23 protein-coding genes and 2 pseudogenes are annotated in these 25,665 nt (G+C 62.4%); 9 read left to right on the top strand and 16 right to left on the bottom strand.

Translation table 11 applies throughout. The features are described from left to right. Positions 1 to 118: 118 nt before the first annotated feature. The 3 genes from ACHMW6_RS13905 to ACHMW6_RS13895 all read left to right on the top strand — a co-directional run bounded on the left by ACHMW6_RS13905 (position 119) and on the right by ACHMW6_RS13895 (position 1,185). On the top strand, positions 119 to 520 hold the full coding sequence (locus ACHMW6_RS13905; RefSeq protein ID WP_395407680.1) for a hypothetical protein: 402 nt from the start codon (positions 119 to 121) through the stop codon (positions 518 to 520). Between the two features lie 40 nt (positions 521 to 560). After that, positions 561 to 875: a hypothetical protein gene (locus tag ACHMW6_RS13900; protein WP_395407679.1), complete on the top strand. Its 315-nt coding sequence runs from the start codon at positions 561 to 563 to the stop codon at positions 873 to 875. Positions 876 to 978: 103 nt separating this feature from the next. Beyond that, complete coding sequence (locus ACHMW6_RS13895; RefSeq protein WP_395407678.1) at positions 979 to 1,185, top strand: hypothetical protein; 207 nt, start codon at positions 979 to 981, stop codon at positions 1,183 to 1,185. 43 nt (positions 1,186 to 1,228) lie between these two features. Here ACHMW6_RS13895 and ACHMW6_RS13890 read toward each other — a convergent pair whose 3' ends face one another. Then, positions 1,229 to 2,143, bottom strand: a complete 915-nt coding sequence (locus tag ACHMW6_RS13890) for a right-handed parallel beta-helix repeat-containing protein (protein WP_395407677.1) — start codon at positions 2,141 to 2,143, stop codon at positions 1,229 to 1,231. Then, positions 2,140 to 2,871, bottom strand: a complete 732-nt coding sequence (locus tag ACHMW6_RS13885) for a hypothetical protein (protein WP_395407676.1) — start codon at positions 2,869 to 2,871, stop codon at positions 2,140 to 2,142. The genes ACHMW6_RS13890 and ACHMW6_RS13885 overlap by 4 nt, the downstream gene beginning before the upstream one ends. Positions 2,872 to 3,112: 241 nt before the next feature. Here ACHMW6_RS13885 and ACHMW6_RS13880 point away from each other — a divergent pair, with 241 nt between their 5' ends. Next, positions 3,113 to 4,294: a hypothetical protein gene (locus ACHMW6_RS13880; RefSeq protein ID WP_395407675.1), complete on the top strand. Its 1,182-nt coding sequence runs from the start codon at positions 3,113 to 3,115 to the stop codon at positions 4,292 to 4,294. Beyond that, positions 4,278 to 6,035 (top strand): polysaccharide lyase family 8 super-sandwich domain-containing protein, encoded by a 1,758-nt coding sequence (locus tag ACHMW6_RS13875; protein WP_395407674.1) that lies wholly within the window; start codon positions 4,278 to 4,280, stop codon positions 6,033 to 6,035. Before ACHMW6_RS13880 ends, ACHMW6_RS13875 begins: the two co-directional genes overlap by 17 nt. A gap of 48 nt (positions 6,036 to 6,083) precedes the next feature. On the opposite strand, the gene ACHMW6_RS13870 is transcribed toward ACHMW6_RS13875, so the two are convergent. Together ACHMW6_RS13870 and ACHMW6_RS13865 are read right to left on the bottom strand one after the other, a co-directional pair. Next, positions 6,084 to 6,575 (bottom strand): hypothetical protein, encoded by a 492-nt coding sequence (locus ACHMW6_RS13870; protein ID WP_395407673.1) that lies wholly within the window; start codon positions 6,573 to 6,575, stop codon positions 6,084 to 6,086. Positions 6,576 to 6,827: 252 nt separating this feature from the next. Beyond that, complete coding sequence (locus tag ACHMW6_RS13865) at positions 6,828 to 8,009, bottom strand: SIS domain-containing protein (RefSeq protein WP_395407672.1); 1,182 nt, start codon at positions 8,007 to 8,009, stop codon at positions 6,828 to 6,830. 180 nt (positions 8,010 to 8,189) lie between these two features. Here ACHMW6_RS13865 and ACHMW6_RS13860 point away from each other — a divergent pair. The 3 genes and pseudogenes from ACHMW6_RS13860 (at position 8,190) to ACHMW6_RS13850 (ending at position 11,561) form a co-directional block, all read left to right on the top strand. Continuing rightward, positions 8,190 to 9,012, top strand: a pseudogene (locus ACHMW6_RS13860) (NAD-dependent epimerase/dehydratase family protein). Positions 9,013 to 9,025: 13 nt separating this feature from the next. Further along, positions 9,026 to 9,793 carry a DeoR/GlpR family DNA-binding transcription regulator gene (locus ACHMW6_RS13855; RefSeq protein WP_395407671.1) on the top strand — a complete coding sequence of 256 codons (768 nt, stop codon included), beginning with the start codon at positions 9,026 to 9,028 and terminating at the stop codon, positions 9,791 to 9,793. Between the two features lie 34 nt (positions 9,794 to 9,827). Continuing rightward, positions 9,828 to 11,561: an MFS transporter gene (locus ACHMW6_RS13850; RefSeq protein WP_395407670.1), complete on the top strand. Its 1,734-nt coding sequence runs from the start codon at positions 9,828 to 9,830 to the stop codon at positions 11,559 to 11,561. 82 nt (positions 11,562 to 11,643) lie between these two features. On the opposite strand, the gene ACHMW6_RS13845 is transcribed toward ACHMW6_RS13850, so the two are convergent. The 12 genes and pseudogenes from ACHMW6_RS13845 to ACHMW6_RS13790 form a co-directional block, all read right to left on the bottom strand. Beyond that, the gene (locus ACHMW6_RS13845; RefSeq protein ID WP_395407668.1) at positions 11,644 to 13,356 is read right to left on the bottom strand and encodes a TonB-dependent receptor; all 1,713 of its coding nucleotides are present in this window, start codon (positions 13,354 to 13,356) and stop codon (positions 11,644 to 11,646) included. Further along, a complete protein-coding gene (locus tag ACHMW6_RS13840; RefSeq protein WP_395407667.1) occupies positions 13,284 to 14,087 on the bottom strand; it encodes a TonB-dependent receptor in 804 nt (267 codons plus the stop codon). The genes ACHMW6_RS13845 and ACHMW6_RS13840 overlap by 73 nt, the downstream gene beginning before the upstream one ends. 188 nt (positions 14,088 to 14,275) lie before the next feature. After that, complete coding sequence (locus tag ACHMW6_RS13835) at positions 14,276 to 15,634, bottom strand: MFS transporter (protein WP_395407666.1); 1,359 nt, start codon at positions 15,632 to 15,634, stop codon at positions 14,276 to 14,278. A gap of 75 nt (positions 15,635 to 15,709) precedes the next feature. Beyond that, the gene (locus ACHMW6_RS13830) at positions 15,710 to 16,951 is read right to left on the bottom strand and encodes a glycoside hydrolase family 88 protein (protein ID WP_395407665.1); all 1,242 of its coding nucleotides are present in this window, start codon (positions 16,949 to 16,951) and stop codon (positions 15,710 to 15,712) included. A 22-nt stretch (positions 16,952 to 16,973) separates the two neighbouring features. Further along, entirely contained in the window at positions 16,974 to 18,035 is a 1,062-nt protein-coding gene (locus ACHMW6_RS13825; RefSeq protein ID WP_395407663.1) for a LacI family DNA-binding transcriptional regulator, read from the bottom strand. A 55-nt stretch (positions 18,036 to 18,090) separates the two neighbouring features. Further along, positions 18,091 to 20,526, bottom strand: a complete 2,436-nt coding sequence (locus ACHMW6_RS13820) for a polysaccharide lyase 8 family protein (protein ID WP_395407662.1) — start codon at positions 20,524 to 20,526, stop codon at positions 18,091 to 18,093. A 1-nt stretch (position 20,527) separates the two neighbouring features. Then, complete coding sequence (locus ACHMW6_RS13815) at positions 20,528 to 21,601, bottom strand: DUF4861 family protein (RefSeq protein WP_395408608.1); 1,074 nt, start codon at positions 21,599 to 21,601, stop codon at positions 20,528 to 20,530. A gap of 54 nt (positions 21,602 to 21,655) precedes the next feature. Next, positions 21,656 to 22,212 (bottom strand): annotated as a pseudogene (locus tag ACHMW6_RS13810) (glycoside hydrolase family 105 protein); the annotation flags it as partial. Beyond that, positions 22,143 to 22,730: a glycoside hydrolase family 88 protein gene (locus ACHMW6_RS13805; protein ID WP_395407661.1), complete on the bottom strand. Its 588-nt coding sequence runs from the start codon at positions 22,728 to 22,730 to the stop codon at positions 22,143 to 22,145. The gene ACHMW6_RS13805 and the pseudogene ACHMW6_RS13810, both read right to left, overlap by 70 nt. 288 nt (positions 22,731 to 23,018) lie before the next feature. After that, complete coding sequence (locus tag ACHMW6_RS13800) at positions 23,019 to 23,615, bottom strand: MBL fold metallo-hydrolase (RefSeq protein WP_395407660.1); 597 nt, start codon at positions 23,613 to 23,615, stop codon at positions 23,019 to 23,021. Between the two features lie 5 nt (positions 23,616 to 23,620). Beyond that, a complete protein-coding gene (locus tag ACHMW6_RS13795; RefSeq protein ID WP_395407659.1) occupies positions 23,621 to 23,863 on the bottom strand; it encodes a hypothetical protein in 243 nt (80 codons plus the stop codon). Further along, a complete protein-coding gene (locus ACHMW6_RS13790; RefSeq protein WP_395407658.1) occupies positions 23,860 to 24,531 on the bottom strand; it encodes a polyphenol oxidase family protein in 672 nt (223 codons plus the stop codon). The genes ACHMW6_RS13795 and ACHMW6_RS13790 overlap by 4 nt, the downstream gene beginning before the upstream one ends. A gap of 208 nt (positions 24,532 to 24,739) precedes the next feature. Between ACHMW6_RS13790 and ACHMW6_RS13785 the strand changes: the two genes are divergently transcribed. Further along, positions 24,740 to 25,648 (top strand): LysR family transcriptional regulator, encoded by a 909-nt coding sequence (locus ACHMW6_RS13785; RefSeq protein ID WP_395407656.1) that lies wholly within the window; start codon positions 24,740 to 24,742, stop codon positions 25,646 to 25,648. The last annotated feature ends 17 nt before the right edge of the window (positions 25,649 to 25,665 follow it).

Genomic DNA, 25,665 nt, shown 5'->3' with positions numbered 1-25,665 from the left:
AATGCCCGTCAACTAACGGTTTTCCGGCCGCGTTTTTAGGCACAAGTGACACGGCAAACAGTGCACTTCGGAAAGCAAACCGAATCGATTTATACCATTTTCTACGAGGAGCTGTACCATGAAAAAGACCATCGCCACCCTGATCGTCGGCCTGTTCGCCACCGCTGCTTTCGCCCAGACCCCGGCCCCTGCCACCGCTCCTGCTGCTGCTCCTGAAGCAGCCGCCAAGACCGAAATGAAGACCGACGCGAAAGTGAAGACCGAAGAACACAAGCAGCACGCCAAGGAAGCCAAGGCCCATGCCAAGGAAGCCAAAGCGGATGCCAAGGAAGCCAAGGCCGATGCCAAGGAAGCGAAGGCTGATGCGAAGGAAGCCAAAGCCCACGCCGATGCCAAGGTTCACACCGACGCCAAAGCCGCTGCCAAGACCGAAGTGAAGGCCGACGCAAAAGTCGCCAAGGCTGAGATGAAGACCGAAACCAAGACCGAAGCTAAAGAAGCTGCTCCGGCCAAGAAGTAATCGACTACAACCTAATACGCACCACTAGAGGACTATGACCATGAAAAAGACTGTTGCCATCCTGATCGCCGGCCTGTTTGCCACCGCCGCCTTCGCACAAACCCCGGCGCCTGCCGCCCAGCCGGCAACTCCGGCAACCAAGGCCGTTCCGGCAACGCCTGCAGCACCCGCAGCTACCCCGGCCGCAGCCGCCACCCCGGCTACGCCTGCCATGCCGGCCACGCCTGCAGCGGCAGCCGACAAATCGGCATCCGTTGACCACGCAGCAGCTCCGAAGCAGGTGAAAAAGCACAAGAAAGCCAAGAAAACCGCAAGCAAGGAAATCAAGGCTGACGAAACTGCAGCAGCAAAGTAACAAGACGTAACAAGTAGCGGCGTGCGGGTTGCCAAAGCAATTGGAAACACCGACACTATGTTGGCAGTCCAAACCGCACGCCAAACTCTAGAGGATCCTGACCATGAAGAAGACTATCGCGACTCTGATCATCGGCCTGTTCGCCAGCGCAGCTTTCGCCCAGACTCCTGCCCCGGCCACAACGCCTGCACCGGCAGCAGCTCCTGCAGCCGACCAGTCCGCGCCGCCGAAGCCCGCGAAAAAGCACAAGAAAGCCAAGAAGTCCGCCCACAAGGAAATGAAGGCCGACGCCACCGCAGCCGCCAAGTAATCCAGGCAGCACGAAAAAATAAGCCCGCAACTGCGGGCTTATTTCATTTTCGGGGCGCGTAGCGACGGCTGGAAAAGCCCGTATCCACCATCCATTTCGCGATATGGTTCGTCGCGTCCTGGCCCACCGGCGCAGCCTCGCCAAAGCCCTGGAATTCATTGGGTCCCCACACGATATCGGCATCGCCTCCCTGCGGGTTCTTCGTACGGAAACGCGAACCCTGCCCGGCTGCGTGGATAAAGAGGTTCCCTCGCAGTTCAACAGCATTCTTTGTCGGGAATTGAAGATTTTCGAGCAGCGGCGCGACCAGCCCGGGCTTGTCGGTTACGATCAGGTTGCCCTTGACCAGCGCACTCTCGCTGCCAGCCATCGCAATGATGCGGCGCCCGTCATTGAGGCTGAGATTGCGCTCGACCACCGTGCCTGAGGCAGTAGCGGGATGGCCCAGGCCATCGTTCCCGCAGCCGCAAAACAGCATCATGCCGCCGGCGTTGTCGTGGCTGTAGTTGGCGTAGAAACGGGTGTTACGCGTTCCCATATCCGCGTCGAACGCCATGCCGTCGCCCGGCTCGATATGTTCCCTTAGCCGCGTACTGTGGATTTCGTTGAATGCGAATTCGGCGTCGTCGGTATTGATCGCCCAGGCGCCGGCACTGTTGCCGGGAGCGCGCATCCAGATATCGTAGAGGAGATTGGACTCGATCTTCGCGCCCGCAGCCGTGCGCAGCACGATGCCATCACCGCCCACGTTATGGATTTTATTGTTCCGGAAGATCAGTTTCGTTGAAGGGTAATATTCGCTTGCCGCCGTGGAGGCCTGTTCAGCCAGCAGGGCTGGATTGCCTTTGTAAGGCGGATAGTCGCCGCAGGGTGCACCATTCGGGCGGCACATCCAGGCCGAACGCGTTGCCAGGCCAATGCCGTCGACGTTATATATTTCGCTGTTTTCGACGATCACATCGTCAAAGCTGGTCTTCTTCTGCCCGCGCCGTCGCGCGTGACATGGAACAGTATTCCGCCGGTAGCCTTGTAAGGCATGCTGTGCCCGGGCCGGTCCTCCAGATACCCATGCACATGGTGGACGTAGACGTCGTTGATCCGATAGTGGCTGCCGGTGCCGAAATCCTCCAGCTGCACCAGCAGGCCGACGCGGCCCGCTTCGGCCAGCCCATCGTTACTCAGCTCCAGCGCATTGATCTCCCAGTGCACCACATTGAGCAGATGCACAGCCGCTGCGCGAACCACGCCATCGTCCTTCCTGCACAGCGAATGATAAGGACTTATGCCGGATGGCGTTTTCTGCGATTCCGTCTCTCCTTGACGCGGATCGGCCGCGGTATCGCGGCAACCAGCCGCAATCACCGGGCGCGGCAGCGATCGATCGCCGTATGCATCCACCACGATGGCCGCGCCAGGCGCGCCCGAACTGCCGGCGGCCGGCTTGAAACTTCCGTAGCAAGTTGTGCCTCGTTTGAAGTAGATGTGGGTGCCGGGGGTAAAGCGGATCGCGTTCAGGGAATCCAGGCTGCGGATGGGTTGATCCCGAGTTCCATTGGCACCCGCCGTGCCACTCGCAGAACAGTCCACGAAAATCGCAGCACTTGGGCTCTCTGCCCCCTGGCCCGGCGCGATTACACTGACCGCCACGGCCAGCGCTGCGAATACTCCTATCTTCCAGTTCGACATAAATCAGGCCCTGATCTCGAGAGATGATAACGTTACCCCACAATGACACTTACTCGCAATCCCGTTGCGAGGAGCGTGCGGCGGAATGGCAACGCTGTTTTTCTATTGTTGTTGCGGCGTTCGACAGAACTAAGATAACGTTAACGGACAATAAATACAATATCTCAATCGCGTTATCCAGCTATACAGGCGCCTCAATGTGATAACGTTACCTACAATGCAAAGCTAGACCGGAGGAGACATGCCTCAAACGAAGACCTGGTTATTGCGAGCCCTTATCGCGGCCGCGTTTGCCCAAGCTGCAGCACTCAGCGGAGCGGTCCGAGCCGATGAATACGATGACTTGCGCGTCAAATGGCTGGCGCGCGGCGGCGCCGTCGACAACAACGATCCCGATGTGGCGGCACAAGTCGCCGCAACGCAAGCGGCCGCACAGACCCTTTGGGACACCATGCAACGCGACGTAGGCCGCACCTATCTGTGGGCCAACGCGGCGAACTGGAACGCTTCCGCAACCGTCACAACCAACTTCACTCGCCTGAGCAGCCTGGCCAGCGCCTATGTCAACGGCAACGCCAACCTGAAAAACAATCCCGAAGTGCTGGCCGCGGTGATCTCTGGCGTGGAATGGATGGTCGCGAACCGCTATCACGCCAACATGAACTACTACGACAACTGGTGGGACTGGCAAATCGGCACACCGCAGCCCTTCAATGCCCTGATGGTCACGCTGTATGACTCCCTGACGCCGGAGCAACTGGCGAACTGGCTGGCAGTCATCGATTTCTTCGTCCCGGATCCTGCCAATCGCGCCAATGCGGACGGCACGCGTTCGGCTACGCTGGAGACAGGCGCCAATCTCCTGGACAAGGCCTTTGTTGTCGTGATGCGCGGCATGCTGGGCAAGAATGCAGGCAAGATGACCCAGGGGCGTGACGCCATCAGTGGCGCCCTGCCCTATGTGACCACGGGCGATGGCTTCTACATTGACGGTTCCTTCGTCCAGCACACCCATGAACCCTATATCGGCGGTTACGGCGCCGTACTGCTGGGCGATATCTCGCGGCTCTACTACCTGCTCAACGGCTCCATCTGGCCGATCAGCGATCCAAACCTCAACAATCCCTACGACTGGGCCATGAAAGCCTTCCGTCCTTTCATCTACGACGGCGCCGTTATGGATAGCCAGCGGGGACGCGGATTGTCGAGGCAAGGTGTAAGCGACCACGTTGTTGGCCGCAGCATTATCGCGACGATGGTCAACCTGGCAGCAGCGCTGCCACCGCCGCAAGGCGCCCAGATCAAGTCCGTGCTGAAAGGCTGGATACAGCGCGACACCACGTTCGGCGCGTCCTACTTCGCGCCGAATGCAGGCGGAAAGTCTCGGTCCCGGCGACATCACGCAATTGAAAGCGGTCCTTAACGACCCCAATATTCCTGCCGCTCCGGAACCGGAAGAAACCCATATCTTCGCCTCAGCAGACCGGGTTGTGCAGCGCAAGCCCGGCCACGCTTTCGGCCTCTCCATGTTCTCGAAACGCATGTCGGCCTTCGAGTCCGGCAATGGCGAGAACCTGAATGGATGGTGGACAGGCATCGGCATGACTTACCTGTATAACGCCGACCAGAGCCAGTACGACGGCAACTACTGGGCCACGGTGGACATGTGGCGCCTGGCGGGCACTACGACCGACCATAGCGGCAGCGGCACGCCGGTGGCATGGAAGCACTACGGCAACACGCGCACAGGTGTGGGCGGCGCCGAACTCGGTGGCCAGTTCGCGGCTGTCGGCATGGACTACGCAATGACTAACGTCACAGGCACTCCGTTGACCGGCAAGAAGGCCTGGTTCTACTTCGGCGACAAGATGGTCGCGGTTGGCGCCGGCATTGCCACGACCGACGGCCGCAACGTCGAAACCATCGTGGAAAACCGCAGGCTGGGGGAAGATGGCATCAATACGCTAACGGTCAACGGCACGGAGAAAGAGCCTTTCATTCCCTGGACCGAAACCATGACTGGCGTGAGCTGGGCGCATCTGGCCGGCAACGTGCCCGGCTCGGACATCGGCTATATCTTCCCCGATGCGCCAGCCCTTACGGGATTGCGTGAACGCCGCACCGGCGCCTGGAGCGACGTCTATACACTGGGAAATCCGGCACCGGTCAGCGACAACTACCTGACCCTGGCCCTGGACCACGGCGTCAATCCCGGCGGCGCCGCCTACACTTATATCGTTGTGCCAAACCGCAGCGCGGAACAGATGGCCGCTCTCGCCGCCAACCCCGGAATCACGGTGCTTGAGCGCTCCACGGGCGCAACCGCAGTCAAGGATATGGCCCAGGGCATAACAGGCGCCGTCTTCTGGAATGATTCCAGCAAAGCGGTCAATGCGGAGGGCCAGCCGCTGATCACCAGCGACAAGAAGTCGGCTGTCATGCTGAAACAGAACGGTTCGGACCTGCAGGTGAGCATCGCCGACCCGACCCAGCTCAATACCGGCAACCTGAATATCGAAGTGAACCGTGTTGCGACTGCCGTACTCTCCAGCGACCCTGGCGTCACCGTGACCCAGACGACGCCGACCATCAAGATGCAGGTCAATGTGAACGGTTCGGCCGGTAAATCCTTTGCGGCTCACTTCACGGTCAGCGGCAGTTCGGTCTCTCTGGCGGCGGCAGCGGACGGCTACGTGCGCGATGGCGCTTACGCCAATACCAACTTCGGAACGGCCAGCACGCTCACCGTGAAAAACGATGCCGTCGGCTTCGCGCGCAAGGGTTTGCTGAAATTCGACCTGTCCGGCGTAACGGGCACGATCACCAGCGCCTTCCTGAAGCTGACGCCTACAACGGTGGCCACGACGGGAATGACGCACAATCTGTATCAGTCTGTCGATGCCAACTGGGCCGAGACTGGCCTGACCTGGAACAGTGCGCCGGCCAATGGATCGCTGGTCAGCAGCTTCGCCGTCCCTACGGTCAACACACCGGTGCAGATCGATGTGACAGCGCAGGTGCAGTCGGCAATGAGCGGCAACAAGCTGCTCTCCTTCGACCTCGAAGCGGCACAGAATTACGGCAGCAATGGCTCGGCCGATTACGCGTCACGCGAAAACAGCACCGCGGCCAAACGGCCAGTACTGATATTGCTGGTACAGTGAGCATCACCATGCCGGCTGCCGGCAATGCAAATGCCGGCAGCCGGATTTTCACTTGCTTCGACGGCGGAAAGTGACCAGGGCGAGCAAGCCCAGGCCAGTGAGCGCCAGTGAATCGGGCGCGGGGACAGCCTGGGGCGCCGAGCCGCCGAACATCAGTTCGCCGACATTGATATTACTGCCGCTGTAGGCGCTCTCGAATTTGACACGGACATAGCGTCCGGCGGCATCATCCAGATCGAACACTTGCGCCGCAGTGCCTTTGCTGTACGTCAGAAAGGCATTGTTGCTGCCATAAGCCGCCACGAAGCTGCCCAGTGAGACGGCGTTATTGAACCCCGGGTTATCGGCAATGGACAGGCTGAAATTGCGCACGCCCTGGGCGTCGTTATCGTTCCACAAGGCCAGGCTGCTGAGCATTAACGTGCTGCCCAGGTCAATGTCGACCGTAGCGCCGGCTGCCGCCATATATCCGGTGCCATTGGTGGTGGATGATCCCAGGTGGGTCACGCCTGCAGCGGCGTATTGGGCAAAATCAGTCACCCCATTCACGTAGCCGGCTGACAGCCCGGATTGGTCCAACAACCTTGGCGCAACCAGGCCGAAGCTGCCGGCCGGCGCGCTCAACACACTACCGGTATAAGTTGTCAGGCCTGCCGAGGCGGCCTGGCCGAGCAGCAGGCTGGCGGTTGCGAAAAATTCCGACGCAAATCGACTTCATCTACACTCCTCTCTTCGTTTAATGGTCCAGGAATTCTTTATGTTCGCTGTGCGGGGCGGGCATGCGTTGTAACGTCAGGCGGCGGTATGCGCATTCAGGCGGCCGCGATCCAGGCCATAAAATTCGATCGCTGCGCGGAACCTCGCTGAGTTTGCGGAGTGGCCGTCAAACTCCGGCTTGGTCGTGCGGCCAGCGAATGTAGGCACGCCGATCACGCGACGTTCCTGGCGTCGGGTGAGCTGATCCGGCTCGATACCCAAACGAACCGAATGGTGCAGCGCCAGCACTTGCGCGGGCAAGGCGCAGACCGCCGCCAGCCAGGCATCGGGTAATGAAGAAGGCGCGCCGAGCTCCCTGCTATCCAGAACCAGCACGCGCTCGGCGAAGCCATCTTCTTCCTTCAGTTCCGCGATCAGATCGTCCTCAACCCGCCGCGGCTCCGCATCCTGGCCGCGGAACAACACGAGCTGCGTCGCCCCCTTCAGCAGGTGCCTAAGGCCGCAGCGCAGTCCAGATGGGCTGACGCCAAGGCCAGCTATCTGCCCTTCGCTCATTTCCATCATTCTCCGGGCCGACTCATTCGCCAGAATTTGCAGATCGCCGCTCGCCGCGAAGACCACGCGATTGATATCGCGCTGCCCCATGGTGTGCCATTCGGCCGCACATCGCGCCATCCAATGTGCACCCAGCGCGGCGAGCGCCTCGATTCTGCCCAGCATATCTGTTTCTGCATCGCGATCCAGCAGCCCTAACGCCGCCAGCAGCATGATGCTGAAGCTGGCGGCCGCGCAAGGCAGTTTCAGGGTCAGCACGCGCCCTTCGCTTTTTTGGGGCATGCCAACGAGATCGATAATCAGCGCCCCAGGCGCCCAGGCTTGCAGCAAACCAGCGATATCGCCGGCGCTGTCGCTCTCGCACACAATCGCCAGCCGCGTCCGGCCCGAACCCAAATGCTGCACCGGATGGCTGCACAAGCTGGCAGCAGGTACCGCGCGCACTTTCGCGTTGCAAACGGCGCCCAGGACTTGCGCGGCCAGATGCGCGCCGGCGCCGGCGCCGTCGGCCCCGACCAGCAGGATTTCGCCATCGGGATCATCCGCACAGCTCCTGGTCCGCGCGCGCAAGTCCGGTGACAACTGCTGGAGCTGATCCCCCAGGCGACGCCACATGGCTGGCTGCCGCGACAGTTCGCCGGCGGTCTGGTACCCGCCAAGAGCCAGCCATCGCAGCTCTGATTGGTTATGCAGGGTTGTCATATTCGTCTCCTCGAACTTACGATAATATGCTAACGTTCACACATTCGCTTTTCAAGTTGATTTTATTAATCGGATCAATTTGCCGCTGCAGCCGTCCAGGCTGATGCAAAAAGCGGCATTTCGCTTGCCGAAAGTTCGCATAAAGTGATAACGTTCCCATACATTCGTGAAAGAACATCCATGAACCAATCTCCCCCTCCTTCCAAACCTTTCACGCGGCTATTACTCACCGGCGCCGGCGGCGGGCTCGGAAAAATGCTGCGCGAACGCCTCAAACCGTGGGCCGACGTACTGCGCCTGAGCGACCGCTGTGATCTTAGGCCCGGCCGCGCCCGGCGAGGAAATCGTGTGCTGCGACCTGGCTGACCGGGAAGGAGTCATGTCGATGATGGAAGGCGTGGACGCTGTCCTTCATTTCGGCGGCATTTCGGTGGAAGACCGCTTCGAGCCGATCATGCAGGCCAATATCCTCGGCCTGCATCACCTTTACGAAGCCGTGCACAAGGCCGGCGTGAAACGGGTGATCTTCGCCAGCTCCAACCATGCCGTGGGCTTTTACGAGAACACCCGTGTGATCGATCCGGACATGCCCGTACGGCCAGATGGCTTCTACGGCGTCAGCAAATGCTTCGGCGAAGCGCTGAGCCGCTACTACTACGACCGCTTTGGCATCGAGACCGTCTGCATACGTATCGGCTCCGTGCTGCCCCAGCCCACCACGCGCCGCATCATGGTGACCTGGCTGTCCCATGATGATTTTGTGGAGCTGCTGCGCTGCTCCCTGATGACGCCACGCGTCGGCCACACGATTGTGTTCGGATCGTCCGATAACGATGCCAGGTGGTGGGACAACAGCAAGGCCGCCCACCTGGGTTTCCGCCCGAAGGACAATTCACGCGCATTCAGCCACCTGTTCCCGGATAGCGGAGAACGCCCCGCCGAAGACGATCTGCCCAGCCAATACATCGGCGGCCCCTTCGTCGTTCACGGCCCGCAATATTGAAGCCGGAGGCATTGTGCTCAGCTGCCAGGAACGCCGCGCGCTGATCCTGCAAACCCTGCAGCACAGGCCAAAGGTCCGGGTGGCGTCCCTGGCCCAGGACCTTGGCGTCTCCGCCGTGACCGTGCGCGGGGACCTGTGGGCACTGACAATGGCCGGCCTGGTCGAACGGCAGCATGGCGGCGCCAGGCTGGCACGCAAAGCACCGGCCGAGACATCGCTGGCCGAAAAGTGCGCGCTGCGCAGCGAACGCAAGGCGCGCATCGCCGCAAGGGCCGCTGCGCTGGTGAAGCCATCCGAGAAGCTGATCCTGAGTGCCGGCAGCACGGCACTGATGCTGGCACACCACCTGGCCGCGCAAGCGCCGCTGACCATCTTCACCAACAGCCTGCCAATCGCCAGCGCGCTGTCGCAGACGCCGGATATCTGCCTCATGCTGGCCGGAGGCAATCTGCGCCAGTCCTCCCAATCCATGCAAGGCTCGCAGGCGGAAGTGAGCCTGAGCACTGGCCGCTTCGACAAACTGTTCCTCGGCGCCGACGGCTGCGACGCGCATTACGGTTTGTCGACGCATGATGGCGCGGAGGCGCGCCTGAACGCGCACATGATTGAACATGCGCGCCAGGTCATCCTGCTGGCTGACAGCTCGAGATTTGGGCAACTCCTCCCCTACCGTACCTGCGCGCTGGAACGCATCCAAACCGTCATCAGCGACACCAGCCTGGCACCGGACGTTCGCGCCACGCTGGCCGCGCGCGGCATTGAAGTCCTGATCGCGGAATAGACCGCGCCTTATTTCCCCCTCCCTGGAGTACATCATGAATTTTTACGCGCCAGAAGCGCAAATCCGTTATCTGTTATTGGTTGCTGGCCTGGGCGGCCTGCTGTATGGGATCGATGTCGGCATCATTGCCGGCGCCCTGCCCTATCTTGAAGCCAGCGCGGCGCAGCTGTGGAAGCTCTCCGCACAGCAGCTGGGCTTTGTCGTCGCCGCCGTGCTGCTTGGCTCGGTGCTGTCTTCGCTGGCCGCCGGCGCCCTCGCCGATTTCCTCGGCCGCAAACGCCTGATGCTGCTGGCTGGCGCACTTTTCAGCCTGAGTATTCCGCTCATCGCGCTCGCCGACGGCTATCTGCCGCTGCTGTTTGGCCGCCTGCTGCAGGGCGTCAGCGGCGGCCTGATTGGCGTGGTGGTGCCGCTCTACCTGGCCGAGTGCCTTCCCGCCGCAGTCCGCGGGCGCGGCACGGCAATGTTCCAGCTGTTGCTGACCATTGGCCTGGTATTGGCCGCGGCCATTGGCCTGTTCGTCGCCCGCGAAGTGGACGAAGTGGCACGCCACGCGCCCACGACGCTGCCAGCCGTGCAGGATGCCGCCTGGCGCCGCATCTTCTGGCTCAGTCTCGCGCCAGGCCTGCTGTTCACGGCGGGTGCAGCCTTCCTGGCCGAGTCGCCGCGCTGGCTTCTGGCCCGTGGCCGCACACACGACGCCATCCATGCCTTGCGCCGCACTCGCCCTGCAGATGACGCACGGCGCGAACTGGCAGCCATCGCCAGCGAACAGGCGCCTGGCACGTCAGCAGCCAGGGGCAGCCTGCTGCAGCGCCACTATGTATTGCCCTTCCTGCTCGCCTGCCTGATCCTGGCATGCAACCAGGCCACCGGCATCAACTCGGTCCTGGCCTACGCCGTCACAATCCTCGACCAGGGCGGCCTGGCCGGCTCGCTGGCCAATGCTGGAGACTTCGCGCTCAAGCTGGTCAACGCGCTGATGACGATACTGGCGGTAATGCTGGTGGATCGCAAAGGTCGCAAATTCCTGCTGATGCTGGGCTCCGGCGGCATCGTCGTGGGCCTGGTCGCCGCCGGCCTTCTGTTCCGCGCGGCGGAAAGCGAACAGGCCGACGTACAGGCCGCACTGGTTTCGCGCATCCACGCCAATGCCTTGCAGCTTGACGCCAGGGCACTGAGTGCGCTGGCTCGCAACGACTTCTATCAACTGGAACTTGCCTACAGCTATGGACCGCTCACCCAGGTGCGCACCTTGCGTCCGGGCCAGTCCTTGCAAATTACGCCGCCGACAGAAGTCGATGGCGACAGCGTCATCGGCGCCGTCTTCCGCCGCATGCACCTCAATCCTTTCCACGACATGAAGGAAGCCTTGCGGTCGCCGCTGCAAATCGAGCGTGCGCGCCTTGGTCCGCCACCCCGCGCTGAGCGCGGCTGGCTGCTGCTTGCCTGCCTGCTGGTCTTTATGGCCAGCTTTGCGGTGGGCCCTGGCGTCTGTGTCTGGCTGGCTCTGTCGGAACTGATGCCAACGCCGATCCGCTCGAACGGCATGAGCATCGCGCTGCTGGTCAACCAGTTCGTTTCCACCATCATCGCCGCCATCTTCCTGCCCACCGTCGGGCAGCATGGCTATGCCCCGATGTTCTTCACCTGGGCAGGCTGCACTGTCGTGTACTTCCTGGCCGCGACCTTCCTGCTGCCCGAAACGCGCGGTAAGACGCTGGAAGAAATCGGCGAACACTTCGCACCTGCTGCCTCACGCCGCTAACACCAGCCAGCGCCGTGCGCGAATAAAAAAAACGTACAGGTCGAGGACCTGTACGCCAGCGGGACGGAGCCCTGGGAGAGACTTAGAAAGTGAAGTCCGCGCGCACGGCGAAGTAGCGCTGGTAGTCGCGCGCCGGGGTCCAACTCGTGGTATTCACGATAGCAACCGGGTTTGGCGCCTTGGCGGTCCAAGTTCCGTTGACCAGGTTATTGGCCAGGCCGACGGCATAGGACTTGTTGAACACATTGTTCACCATGAAGCTCAGCTTGAAGCCATCCTTCTTGTCCTTGATGCCGGCGCCCAGGTTCAGGATGCCGTAGGCGCCCTGCAAGGTCATTGGATCCTGGTTCAGGTTGAACTGAGTCTTGCTCTGCCAGCGGTAGGCGGCGGTGATGAACCCGTTATACGAGCGGTCGGTCACGATATCGTACTGAGCGCCCAGGTTCAGCTTGACCTTCGGTGCGTTGGGCAGCGTTGCGCCGGACAGGTTCGCGACGTTGGTGTTATTGAACTTCGGATTGGCCGCGCAGTTACCGCCCGGGACGGTGCCAGTGCCGGTTGCGTTCAATACGTTGTAGCAGGGGCCGTTCTCGAATTCGGTCACGATCGCCTTGGTGTACGCGAAGGAGCCGTTCAGCAGCAACTCACGCGACACGCGCCAGTTCAGGTCAGCCTCGACGCCGCTGGTGCGCAGGCCGCCGATGCTGTGCAGAGTCGTGCGGAAAATACCGTCGTTGTCGGTGAAACCTGCCGACTGCTGGAAACCGGTGAAGGTGGTGCGGAACACGGCAAGGTCCAGCGCCATGCGATTGTCCAGCAGGCTCAGTTTCAGGCCGGCTTCCACGCTCTTCGCGTCTTCACCCGGCACCGGCTGGTTCTTGGCGACTGCCGCATTGAAAGAGCTGGTCAGGTCGTAGGCCTTGCCCTTGTGGCCAGTCGCATACGTCACATAAGCCATGGTGGCGGGGTCGACGCGGTGCTCCAGGCCGATACGGCCGGTGGTCTTGCGCTCGGTGTCGTTGCCCTGGAAATATTCGGTCAGCACTCGGCTCGTTGCCGGCGGCGGAGCGTAGCGGCTGAAGGTGTAGCCGGTATCCTCCTTGTTGTAGCGCAGACCGGCCACCACGCTGGTCTTCGGAGTCAGGTCATAAGTGCCCTGGCCGAAGATGGCGTAGTTGGTATTGTAGGCGGTCGCGCCATAATCGGTCACATAAGTGGTGACCGGGGCACGGGTCAGGTCGCGCTCCAACTCGTTCTTGCCGTACCACAGGCCGGCCAGATAGCGGAAGGCGCCTTTATCCGGGGAGGTCAGGCGCAGTTCCTGGGTCCTGGACTTCACGTCAAAGCGCCCGAACTGATACAGGCCGCCGGTGAAGCCGGTCGGTTTGCCGTTGATCAGGGCCTTGCCCAGCACGTCGCTATCGGTGGCGTCGCCGTCCTGGTAGTCGTCCATCTTGTAGTGCGACCAGGAAGTGACGGAGGTCAGGGTGTGGCGGGCCAGGAAGCCGTCTTCGCCGAAAGCATAGCTGACCTTCAGGCCCGCGCCCACGTCACGCGCCTTGCCGCCGGCTGGAAAATCATTGCGCACGGAGACATTGTCCGGGCCGGGCTGGATGCCCTTCAGTACCTGGGATGCCGGCATATAGTTGCCAGCCGCGTAGGTGGCGCCGTTGTTGATGTTGTAGACGGCGCCGCCGAAATTGGACATCGAGTTGTACGGCATCACGCAGCAGTTCTTGGTGAAACGGCTGGCGCGCGGCGAGAACACCACGGACAATTCATCGGTCGGGTCCATTCGAACTTGGCCGACACATTGGTGTCGCGCGATCCGTTCAAGTGAGAGCCATCTGTCAAATTCTTGACCACGCCGTCGAAGCTGGTCTTGCCCACCGCCAGGCGCATGCGGGCAGTGTCGCTCAGGGCGCCCGAGATGGAGCCGCTCGCGCGCCACTCGCCATCGCTGGTGAGGTAGGTGGACGCCTTGGTGCGCCAGACCGAGTCGATCGGCTTGGTCGTGATGTTCACGGCGCCAGCGATGGAGCTCTTGCCGAGCAGCGTGCTTTGGGGGCCTTTCAGCACTTCGACGCGGTTCACATCGGCCAGGTCCTTGAAGGCATTGGCCTGCATGGCGAACGGCACATCGTCAATAATGACGGATACGTCCGATTCCACGCCGATGCCGAGCGAGAAGGTGCCGATGCCGCGCATATTGATGCTGAAGTTGCCGGGCTGGGTGCTGTAGCTCACGGTCAGGGCGGGCGACAGCGCCGGCAGGTCGTCGAAGTCTTTCACGTTATTGCGCTGCAGGACTGCGTCATTCAGCACGGTGATTGCCTGGGGCACATCCTGCAGGTTCTGGGCGCGCTTGTTGGCCGTCACCACCACCTGTTCCAGCTTCACGGACTCTTTCTTGTCGTCCTGCTTTGCTTCCTGTGCACAGGCCATGCTGGCGAGCGCCAAGGCTACTGCGGCTACGACCGGCCGCACTACCAATCCGGCGCCTGGATATTGAGTATTGCTGTTCACTGCTGCTCCTCCTTGTTGAAATCTATCACGTCATCGGCGCCCCGGCGCTGTGAACGTTACCATATTGTTGTAAAAAAAATCGCGGCGAATTTCGATTTCTGCGACCATGTGTGAACGTTATCAGCATCTATCAGGCTACTCAAGTAATATTCCTGTCATCTGTGCGAAAAAGCGACAGGGCACTCCCTTCAAGCCCTTCGGGCGTGCATCTTCAACAGTGCGTACCACAAGCAGGCGCCCACTGTGGCCACCATCCCTGCCGCCAGGAAGATCAGGCGAAAGTCCCGTCCGCTCCAGTCGAGCACGACGCCTAATCCAAGCGTGAACACGACCGTCAGCAAGGCGGTCACCGATGCCGAGAAGGCGGCCAGCTCCGAGAAGCGCTCGCGCGGCAAGAGCTTGGGCAGCAGCGAGGCGGTACCGGTCAGGAAAACACCTGCCAGCACGCCGTGCACGACCATCCAGACCAGGAAGGACAAACTCCCCGTCGCGAACTGCCACGCCCCCAGCATGGACAGCGCATACATAACCAGGGCAATAAATCCTACCCGTAGCGGGTGTATCCGGTCGGCGAGCCAGCCCAACGGCCACGCCAGCAGGATGGAAATGCAGTAGGTGATGGACACCGCACGCCCATAGCTGCTGCGGTCCACGCCGAACTGGCCGATGGCGTTGTAGCTGTTGATGTTCACTGGCAGAACACAGATGGTGGCAATGCCCAATGCCGCAAACAACAGCAGATAGAACCATGGCGCACTGCCGCCCTCCGCGCGCAGGCGTCCCAGGCCCATCCGCACCGGCTCGATGGTTGGCGGCGGATAGGCTGGCTCACGCACGCCCGCGCACAGCAGCAGGAATCCAAAAAGATAGGCCGCCGCAATGCCCAGCATGACATTGCTGGCAATCGCCGGCAGGTCATTACCGAACACGAAATAAAAGAAGGCAGCGCCAACTGCGAGGCTGACAATGCGGAACAGGCCGAAGAAGCGGCCCAGCACGGCGTGCGGCACCGTATCGTTGATCAGGGCAATGAACAGGGCATTGCCGGTTATGGAAAACAGCTCGAACATGGCCCAGAACAGGGACATGCAAAAAATGACGTTGCGGACGTGGGCGCGCTCCCCTGCACCGCCGCCGTCAAGCAGGTATGCGGCGAGGGGCTGTGCAAAGGCCAGTCCAACCAGGCTGGCCGCAAGCATCAGCGCGCATGCCAGGAGAAAAGGAATACGGCGACCAAGCCGTGTGCGGGTGCGGTCGGACCAGGCGCCGACCAGGGGGCCGACAAACAGGGCAAGCAACGCGGGCAAGGCACCGAACAGGATGTTCAGCAACAGCGCGTCCTGACTGACTTCCCGCAGCTGGGCCTTGACCAGCTCCTGTACCCCGCGCTCCTTGAGTGACCAGACCAGGTCACCCAGCAACAGAAAGGCGTACAAGGGCAGCGCTGCACTGAGACCCGCGCCCAGCAGCGCTACGCGGCGCGGCGTCGGGCCCGCGCCGGATGGACCGGGCGCCACAGCATTCTGCCTGACGACTTTCTGGCCCAAGCTTTCCTCCCGGTTGCTGCGCCTACCACTATTGATGCTAGCGCAAATGATCGCTCAGCGATAGCTCCCCACTACTCAGGCGTTGCGATGCCAGAAACTGGTCCAGCCCTTGTTCACCCTGGCCAGCGCTTCGAGGTAAAAGTAATCTCCCCACAGATTAGCCTCGTCCACGCCCCGATCCTCGGGCAGGCTGTACACACCGTGGGACAGCAATCCATGTCCATGTGCGACGGGAGCGGCGCAGGACCTGGCGAGTCCCTGCAGCATTAACAGGGCCGCACCCTCGAATCGTTTGCGCTGCCCGCCCGCCGGCAGCTGCGCCGCCAGTTCCAGCAGGCCGCAGACCGCAATCGCAGATGCAGAGCTGTCGCGCCTGATGCCGCTGCGCCAGTCCAGCGCAAGATCCCACTGGCAAATGCCGTCGTCGGGCATATGGGCCAGCAGGTACTCGGCCATGTGGCAGGCTGACTCCAGCAGGCCGAGGCTGGGCGCATGGCGGTGATTCAGCGCCATGCCATAGATCGCCCATGCCTGGCCGCGCGACCAGCACGAGTCATGCGCGTGCCCCTGCACCGTGCTCACACGCACGGCTTCACCGGTTTCGGGATTGACGTGGCAGCTGTGCGCGGTGGAGCCATCGGGCCGGATCAGCAGGGCCTGGGTCTTCTCCAGGTGAGCCCGGGCCGCCTCGGTAAAACGCCGGTCGGCCGTTTGCTCGCTGGCCCAGTGCAGCAGCGGCAGGTTCATGACGGTGTCGACGATGATGCGGCCCTGCTCCTTGCTGTCGTCGAGACGGCCCCAGGCCTGGATCACGCCGGCCTGGGGCAGGAAGCGTGCCTGCAGGATAGTGGCAGCTTCCAATGCCAGCGCGCGATAGCGCCATTCGCCAGTAACGCGCCATGCAGCAACCGCGCTGGGCCCGTAGATGAAACCCAGGTCGTGGTAGCCGAGGTCGATCCGCAATGCCAGGCGCTGCGCAAAACTCGAATAATGGGATTGCGCCCACTGGCGGAACTGATAGCGCCCGCTCATCTCGTACGCCAGCCAGCCCATGCCTGGCCAGAATCCCGTCGTCCAGCCCACATTGGAGCCGGACCAGTAGCCGGGCACCTGCCGCAGCGGATAGATCTGGTTCTGTGTTGTATCGTCCGGAAAGCGCGTACCGAAGCTGGCGGCATTGTTTTCAAGCTGCGCCAGTGCCGCGGTTTGAGCGTTACGCAACATGATAACGTTCACATCATTGATCGAAAAAAAATTCTGCCGGTCGCGGCGGGACTGCGCCGCGGCATCGGAATGCAGTGTATCTGCCGTACTCATATCTGGATGTCTCCTCTGCTTCTCATGCTGCATGCCGGCGCGGCTTGCTGCGCTTCGCAGGCGCCGCCGCCGGGCCGGCGGCCGTCGACTCGCGAATCACCAATTCGCTGGGGAATTCAATGCGCTGGCGACGGCCCGGCTGGTTCTGGATGCGCCGCATCAGCTCCTGCACTGCTGCCTGGGCCATCGCATTGATCGGATGGCGCAACGTCGTCAGCGCTGGCTGCGCCACGGCGGCAGCGGCAATATCATCGAAGCCGACAATCGACACATCCTGCGGCACGCGCAAGCCCTGCTCGCGCACGGCATTCATGCAGCCCAGCGCCATCGAGTCGTTTGCGGCAAAAATGGCGGTCGGCGGTTTGGGCAGGTTCAACAAAGCACGGCCGGCAGCAAGGCCGGATTGTTCACCGAAATCACCCTGCTGCACCAGGTCCGGCTCAATCGTGATACCGGCATCCTTCAGCGCTGCGGCATAGCCGCGCTCCCGCTCATCGCTCTGGCCCGTATAGCGCGTGCCGCGGACGAATCCGATGCGTCGATGGCCCTGCTCGATCAGATTGGTCACTGCGTCCCGCGCGCCGTTCACATTGTCGCCGCGAACGACCGGCAAGGAAGTCTCGTGGCGGCAGTAGTTGATCAGCACGATGTGGCTGGAACTCGCTTCCAGCGTCTTCAGATACTCGTCAGTCATGCGCGGCAGCACGTAGATCAGGCCATCCCACAAGCCGTGCAGCAACTGGCTCAGGCGCTTGCCCTTATCGTTGCTCAGGTCGCCCAGGGAGTTGTAGATAAACAGGTCCATCTCGTACTTGCGCACTTCTTCACTGAGCGCCGTCACAAAGGCATTCACTACAGTGGAGGACAGATCATTGACGACCACACCAACCACATTGGTGCGGCCGCCTTTCATCATGCGGGCCAGTGCGTTTGGCGCGTAGCCAAGTGCCTCTGCAGCCGCATGCACTTTGGCGCGGGTCTCTTCCGATGCATAGCCTTCGCCGCTCATTGCGCGCGAGGCCGTCATCACCGAAACGCCTGCCTTCTTTGCCACGTCCACCAGGGTAACGCCCGACTTTTTCATTGCTGTCCTCTGCCGATATGTGATAACGATATCAGTCCGTATGGCCTGTTACAAGTTATTTTACCGGGTTTGATGCAAATACCACAGCACCTTCAGCAAGCTGGAACACTCCCTCCACAGAACGCCCCGCAGTGCCGGCCACCCGCACACGCAGGCGCAGGGTGGGTCGGGTCTGCAGCACCTCGATGGCCGGATCGACCGCCAGTGATGCCGCCACGGGACGCAGCACCTCCAGCGTGATGCTGTCCGCGCCCTGGGTAGGATCGGAGATGCTGAACGCCAGACGGCCACCCTCCTCGTGCAGGACCACCGCAGCCGGCACATCGGTACTCAGCAGCGGCCGGCCGCCCAGGCTTACCGTCTCGCCGCCCTTCCATAACGCTGCGGCGTACACGCGAAGGGCTCCATCGCTGGCTGCGGCCGCGCCAGCCGAATTGGCTTCGACGGCGATCGAGCGGTGCGCACAATATGCCGCGGTAGTCTGTGCGCTTGCGCCGGGCATCATCAGGTAGCTGTAGTGTGCCTGCCCCGGCGCCGCGCCGTGCGGCAAGGCGATGCTCAGGTAGCGATCGCGTACCACTGCCTTGCTTTGCGCCTCGTGGATGTCGGACCAGCTGCCGCTGCGCTCCTCCCGCAGCACCGCGAGCGCCGGACGCTCAGGGAAGCAGTAGCCGACGTCCGCGCCGGCCGCATTGCCGGCAAGGTGGGCCCAGCCTGCGCCGTCGATCGCCACTTGCTTGCCCAGCGCCGCTTCCACCAGCCGGCCATCGATCCGGAGTGCATTGTGGCCCGCCCCATCCAGCTTCAGGTTCTCGACAATGGTTTCTGCCGAACGGCTTGCGCTGATACCGGCACCGAGCGCGAGGATTTTGTCGCCCATCAGGAACCAGGCCTTCTTGCCGGCCAGGTCGCTGCCGGTAACACCCTTCAGGCTGAAGGCCATGCCCAGCACGCCGTATTGCCCGCGCAGCGAGGCCCCGCCACTCCAGCTTTGGCTGTTCGCGTAGTGGAACCATTCGCGCGGCTTGCCGCTCGCACTGTGATCGGTAGTCGTGCCGGGCAGGCGCTGAGTGTCCACGGTTGCCCAGTAGTTGCCGCCGAACTGGCCCTGATCGGCGTTATAGAGGCTGAGCATGCCGATGCCCGTCCACCAGCCGCGCGCATTCTCGCGATTGCCGTATTCGAAAGCCGATATCCGTGGCGAGAACAGGCTGAATGCAAGGCCAAAACCGGGGCCGCGCATGATGGCGCGATCCATGGACGGGTAAAGCCGCACGCCCAATGGCTCCGGCGCCGCCCCGACTTGCGGATCGCGGGCAATGCCCTGCAGCAGACGCATGTCGTGTATCGCCAGCGGGCGGTCGCCCGGCGTTCCAAGATAGCTGGCGCCGAAACTGCGGTCGCGCTGCATCCAGCCCTTCACGGCCGCGCGCAGGAAACGCGCATCCTCCGCTGGCGCGGTCCGGGCCAGGTCGGCCAGCGTCGCTGCCACGCTGCGGCCCACACTGTGGTCGGTCTGTCCAACCGCCGATATCTTGCGACCGCGCACGCCGTTAATCATGGCGCCGTCATACACCAGCGGGACGTATGCCTCACGCGCCCAGCGGTAGACATTGGCGACTTGCGGGTCGCGCACCGGCCATGCGCCCGCGTTGAACAGGTAGATCAGTCGCGCCATATCTTCCAGGGCCACCACGCCATAATTGCCCGTATAGGCCACGGTGAAGTGCTGGATAAACGAACCGTCGGCATAATAGCCGTCGCCATTGCGCACATAAGGCAGGGCTGGCGATATGGCATCGCGCGCCGCTTCCACGCGTGCGGATGATTTGCCAAGCACGCCGCTCAGCGCCACGACCAGTGCCTTGTCCAGCAGATTGGCGCCGCCCTCTTCGCCTTGCACCAGGGCGCCTTGCGGCGTGCGCTTGCGGTCCGCTTCCGGCACGAAGTGGTCCACTGCAGCCAGGCAGCGCGCCAGCAAATCGGGCGGCATGGCGTCGCCCATCAGCACCAGCGTATCAAGCAGCCGCAGCGGAATGCCGATCTGCCAGTCCCACCAGTTGCCATAATAGACCTGGCGCGCGTGGTAGTAATGGCGGTCCATCCAGTCCAGGCCATGCAGAACGGCGTCACGCAGCGCGCTATCGTGATACAGGGCGTTCCCTGGCGTGGCGTAAGCCCGCGCCATCAGCAGCAGGCGCGTATAGTTGCGCGTGACGGTCGCCGATGCAAAAGTTGGGTAAGCATTGTTCCAGTCCGCGGCGTCCGCCCAGAGGGCCACCGCCTCCGGATTCCGGTTCATGCGCGTCAGTTGCTCGCCGGCCTGCTTTCCCAGCGCTTCCAGGGCGCCGGCAATTTGCGGATCCACTGGGACCTGCTGCTCACCGCCCGTCAGGCGATCCAGCCAGGCCGTGCGCATCCGGTCGAATTCGTCCGCCTGCGCCGCGCAGCAGGCGACGACGGCGATAGCCGCAAACAGCCTGCGCCGCATATCAGCCTCCTTTTCGCGCTTGCGCCTGGACGGCGCCTTCCACATTCACCTTCAGCGGATTTGCCGCGCGCGCCGCGAAATCCCTGACCGTACTTTCCCAAGCCTCCGGCGCCGGGAAGTCCTCGCTCTTGCTCCAGCCTGCACCCATGTAGTACACGAACGACTTGCCTGGCTGCGCTTCGCGGATGGCCAGGTAATGGCCATCGTTGCGGGCGAAGCGCGCGGCCGGCAGGACAATGGCGCAAGCTGCGCTGCCGTCGGCGCCATGCTGCGGCTCCCAGTAGCTCATCCAGCCGGCGCCATCGCGATAACGTCCCTCGCCTGCCCTCTCCACAATGCCAACGCCAACGTCCAGCGGGCCGGCGGCCGCGAAATGGCTTTCCACCCGGCTGAAATTGGACCCGGCGTCGATCGAGACCCGCCGCACTTCCGATACCTTGCGGCCGCCGGCATCCCAGCTATCGTAATTCAGCTCGAACACGGCGCGCAACGGTCCGTCGGCCAGCACCTTCCACTTGCTGAAGTTGGACGAGGCGTGCAACTGCCTGCCATCAAAAATGCCCAGCCCGCCGCAGCCGCGCGCCTTGCCGACTTTGTAGAAATCCAGGCCCTCGCCGCGGTCGGCGTGATAATCACCGCTGGCATACCATTTATCCAGCACCAGGGCGCGGGTGCGCTTGGACCACACGTCTACGCCACTGCTGACCAGCATTTCCTTTGGATCGGTCATGATGGCCGGGCCATACACGCGGTGCGCCGTGCGGTCGCTTTCCCACGCAAAGTCATCCAGCCGCTCCGGCACGAAGCGGGCATGCGCCTTCGATTCCACCGGCGGCACGGCGGGTAATGCGCGGCGCGGCAGCACCAGGTAGCGGCGCGTTTCACCCGGCGCCAGCGTGGCCTGGAACAGCACGCCCTTGCCCAGCGCCTGGCTGGGGAGGATGCGCGAGTTGGCCGCATCCATCACCGCCACCTCCGCTGCCGACGGCGCTTCCACCGATTCGTCTGCGCGATGCATCGCGCTGTCGTTGCGCACGACAACGACGCTGGGCCGGTTCGATGCCAGCAGCAGCATGCGGTACATTTCACTGCCCGCCATCAGGAAGGCGCCCACGCCGTAGACTTCGGTGGCGTTCGCATCAAAGGACTTTGGATCCTGCCCGATCGGCTGCACGTGAGTCAGCTTGCCTTCCGCATTCACGTTGCGCACCAGCGAATCCCAGGCCTTGCGCACGGCAGGCTCGAAACGGGCGCGGTCCAGGATGCCCTGGTTCACGCCATACGCCAGCGCATAAGTGTACAGAGCGGTGCCGCTGGTCTCCTGCAAGGGATAGCTGGCCGGATCGAGCAGGCTGGCGCGCCACATGCCGTCCGCCTGCTGCAGCTTCAACAGTTTCTCGGACATCTCGGTAAATTGCTGCACAAAGCGGGCTCGCGACGGATGATGCGCAGGGAGGTACTCCAGCATGCGCACCAGACCTCCCATCACCCAGCCATTGCCGCGGCCCCAGAATACTTGGCGCCATTCGCTTCTCGCTGCTTGAAATAGCGGCTGTCCCGGTAATACAGGTGTTCTTCTTTGTCGTACAGGTAGTCGGAAGTGATCCACCAGTTCTTCACCGCGAAATCGAGATAGCGCTCGTCGCCCGTGGCGGCGTACAGGCGCGCCCAGGCCGGAGGCCCCATGAACAGCGCGTCGCACCACGCCGAACGGTTCGTGACGCCCGGCGTTTCCACCATAGGCTGCCGTTGCGCGGATTTTCCAGCATGAAATCGAATTGCTGCCGCATCGGCGCGATCATCTTTGGCTCGCGCGTCATCAGGTACAGTTCCGCGTAGGTCTGGCCGACCACGTAATCGTCCGCATGGAATATGCTGGGGCCAAGGCGCCAGTGATTGCGCTCTCCCATGGCGATCATCGCATCGCGATAGCGGCGCTCACCCGAAATGCCCGCCAGCGCCATCATGCCGGCCTCGCCTACCCCCTGCGTCCAGTCATCCTCGGGATGTGTGCTGGGATGGGACAGCTGCCAGTCTGCGGCCTGCTGCATCACTTCCAGCACTGCTGCCGGACTGACGGCGCGGCGCACAGCCGCTGCCGGCTCGGCATGCAGCGATGGCGCAGGCGCGGCCCCGAGCAGGGCCAGGCAGACTGCGGCGCCGAGAAGGCGCAATTTGGGCGCGGGTGAGCTGTTGTGGGTCATAAAGTCTCCTTCTGATAGGTGCGCCGCCAGGCGCGGCATTAAAGCGTTAACGTTATCACTCACAGATGCGCAGAAAAGAGTCCTGCGTGCGCCTGCACGCAGGACAAACGGAGACCCCGGAGGGTCAAGCTACAAACACTGCCAAAAATAAGCTGATAACGTTAGCACATCAGAATAAAAAATATGGCGCAGGCTTCTGCGCCATCGTTATGCGATAACGTTATCACCAATCCGGCAGCAACGCAACAACCCGAAGCTGGACTGTTGCGCGAATGCTGCCTGGAGCGGTTACTTGGCCTCGGTCTCCAGACGCTTGGCCAGGCTGGTGCGGGAAGTTGCCGCCAGCGTGCGGCAGGCGGCGCCGTCGCCATAGGCTGCCACGCCTTCTTTCGCGGCACGCGTCTGGCGCTCGAACAGATCGAACACGCCGGGGTGGGCAGTGATCAACACATCGCAAGGCAAGGCTTCGATCCTGGCGATGCTGCCCTCGAGACTGGCGACGATCTCCGGATGCGCGCTGAACTTGTAATTGTCCGCGGAGACCGCGGTCAGACTGTCTGCGAACACGAAGTTCTTGCACTGCCCTTTATCGCATACCTTCCAGCTCCAGCTTGCGCCGCCCGGCGTATGCCCAGGGGTCAGGTGGGCAGTCACGGACAGTTCGCCAAGCTTGACTACTTCGCCCTCCTTGACCGCGTGGGCGTTGGCGACAGCGGGGAAATCGTCGATGCTGCCGAACTGCGGATCTTCCGGCGCGGTCTTGCCGCTGCTGAGCGCCCTGGCGCCGGCAGCACCCGCCAGCACTTTCGCGCCGCTCAGCTTTTGCAGCGCGGCGATACCGCCGGAGTGATCGTAGTGGGCGTGCGAATTCAGAATGTATTTCACGTCCTTCAGCCTGAAGCCCAGCGTCTTGATGTTTTCCCGCGATCACCTTGCCGCCTTCGGGCGTGGCGCCGTCGATCAGGATGTGGCCCTTCGGCGACGTAATCGAGCACGGCGCTGATGCCGTCCGTGCCAACGTAATAGGTATTGCCGTAAATGGCGAAGGGCTGGTGCGGTGCGCTCCATTCAGGCGCGCCGGCGCTGGCGGACGCCGACAGCGCGGCCAGGATCAGGGCTGCGAATGCTTTCAAGTGGTCTCCTTGTGGGTGATGTAAAGACCGGCGTGCTGTTGCGAGTTGCGGTCGCCGCGCCGGTAGCTGCGGAATAGTTTGTCGCCTTGCGCGTCGCGCGTGCAGCAGGTGCAGCCGCCAACGTGTTCGATATTCTTCACGCCGGCCTGGCGCAGCTGGTGCTCGGCGACGGCGCGCAGGTCCAGATGGCGGTGTGCCGGCAGCACGGCTTCGCGCGGCATGGCGGCAAAGCGCTGTCCGAAGTCCTGCGCCAGTTCTTCGCTGATTTCATAGCACGGCGCGCAAATCGTGGGGCCGATGACGGCGACCCAGTCTTCACCGGCACGCAGCTGGTCCAGCACGGACGGGATGATGCCGTCATAGAGGCCGCGCCAGCCCGCATGCACGGCGGCCACGGCGCCGCCATCGCGGCGCGCCAGCAGCAGCGGCACGCAGTCGGCAGTGATCACGCTGACGGGGATCTCAGGACGGCTGGTGAAGAAGGCGTCGGCATGGCCGACTTCCTGCTGCGGGGCAGTGATGTGCGCGGCATGCGTGCCGTGTACCTGCTTCTTCACAGGGCGTTGGTCCCACAAGCGCTGCAAGGCTTGCGGCACCAGCTCCTTCTCAAAACCGAATCCGTATCGGATGCCGGGGACAGCATCCAGCAGCACACTTGAAATCAACACCAGCCTCACTACGCATTGCGAAAGCGGCAATCATAGCTCAGAAGTGGGCCAGTCCCGCGAGGATTTTCAACAGTTCGCGCCAGAAGCATTTCTTCGTTTCGGTCTGCATGGTAATTCCTCCTTAGCAAGATGTGAATATTTTGCACTGTTTCGCTATTGGGATAAATACGTATAATTGAATTCAGTATCCCGAAAATGGAGCAATAAAATGGATGTGCTGAATTTCATGCGCCTGTTCGTCGAAGTCGCCCGCCACAAGAGCTTCCGCGGCGCGGCCGACGCATTGGGCATGCCGAATTCCACGCTGTCGCGCAATATCGCCGAACTGGAAAAAGCCATCGGGCTGAAGCTGCTGAACCGTTCTACGCGGCGGGTCGAACTGACCGAAGCGGGCGAAACCTACTTCAAGCGCTGCGAATGCATCGTGGAGGAAGCGCTTAGCGCGCACGAAGCCTTGCTGGACCTGGCCGAGCGGCCGATGGGCATGCTGCGCGTGTCGCTCACGTCCAGCTTTGCGGTCGGCTACCTGGCGCCCATCCTCAAGGACTTCGCCAACGAGTACCCGCTGATCAAGTTCGATTTTGATGTGTCGTCCAAAGTGGTGGACCTGCTGACGGAGCCCTATGACCTGGCGATCCGCATGGGCCCCGCGCCCACCGCGCCTTCGCGGCTGATCGTGCGCCAGATAGCTTCCATGCCGCGCTATCTGTACGCGTCGCCGGATTACCTGCGCCGCTCGCCGCCGCTGAAACACGCCAACGACCTGGTAAATCACGTGCTGTGCGGACGCCCCGCCAATACGGGCATGATCGATATCTGGCGCACCCTGCGCCGCGGCGACGAAACTGTGCAGGTGGAAGTGGCGGCGCGCTACGGCACCAACAACGCGGCGGTCGCCATGTCGCTGGCGGCGGAAGGTCTGTGCATTGCAGCGATCGATCCGCAGATGGCGTGCATCGAAGTGAAGGCCGGCCGTCTGCAGCGCGTGCTGCTCGACTGGCAGATGGACCCGGTGCAGGTGCATGCCGTGACCGACACCCGGCAACTCCCCGCCCGTACCCGCCTCTTCCTCGATTTCCTCAAGAAGCGCCTTAGCCGTCTTCCCGCCGGGGCTTGAAAAAGCGGCTTGTCCGT

Source organism: Pseudoduganella sp. UC29_106 (assembly GCF_044055365.1).
Taxonomy (GTDB): Bacteria; Pseudomonadota; Gammaproteobacteria; order Burkholderiales; family Burkholderiaceae_D; genus Rugamonas.
Note: the sequence above shows the minus strand (reverse complement) of the source record. Positions and strands in the feature narration are given on the sequence as shown.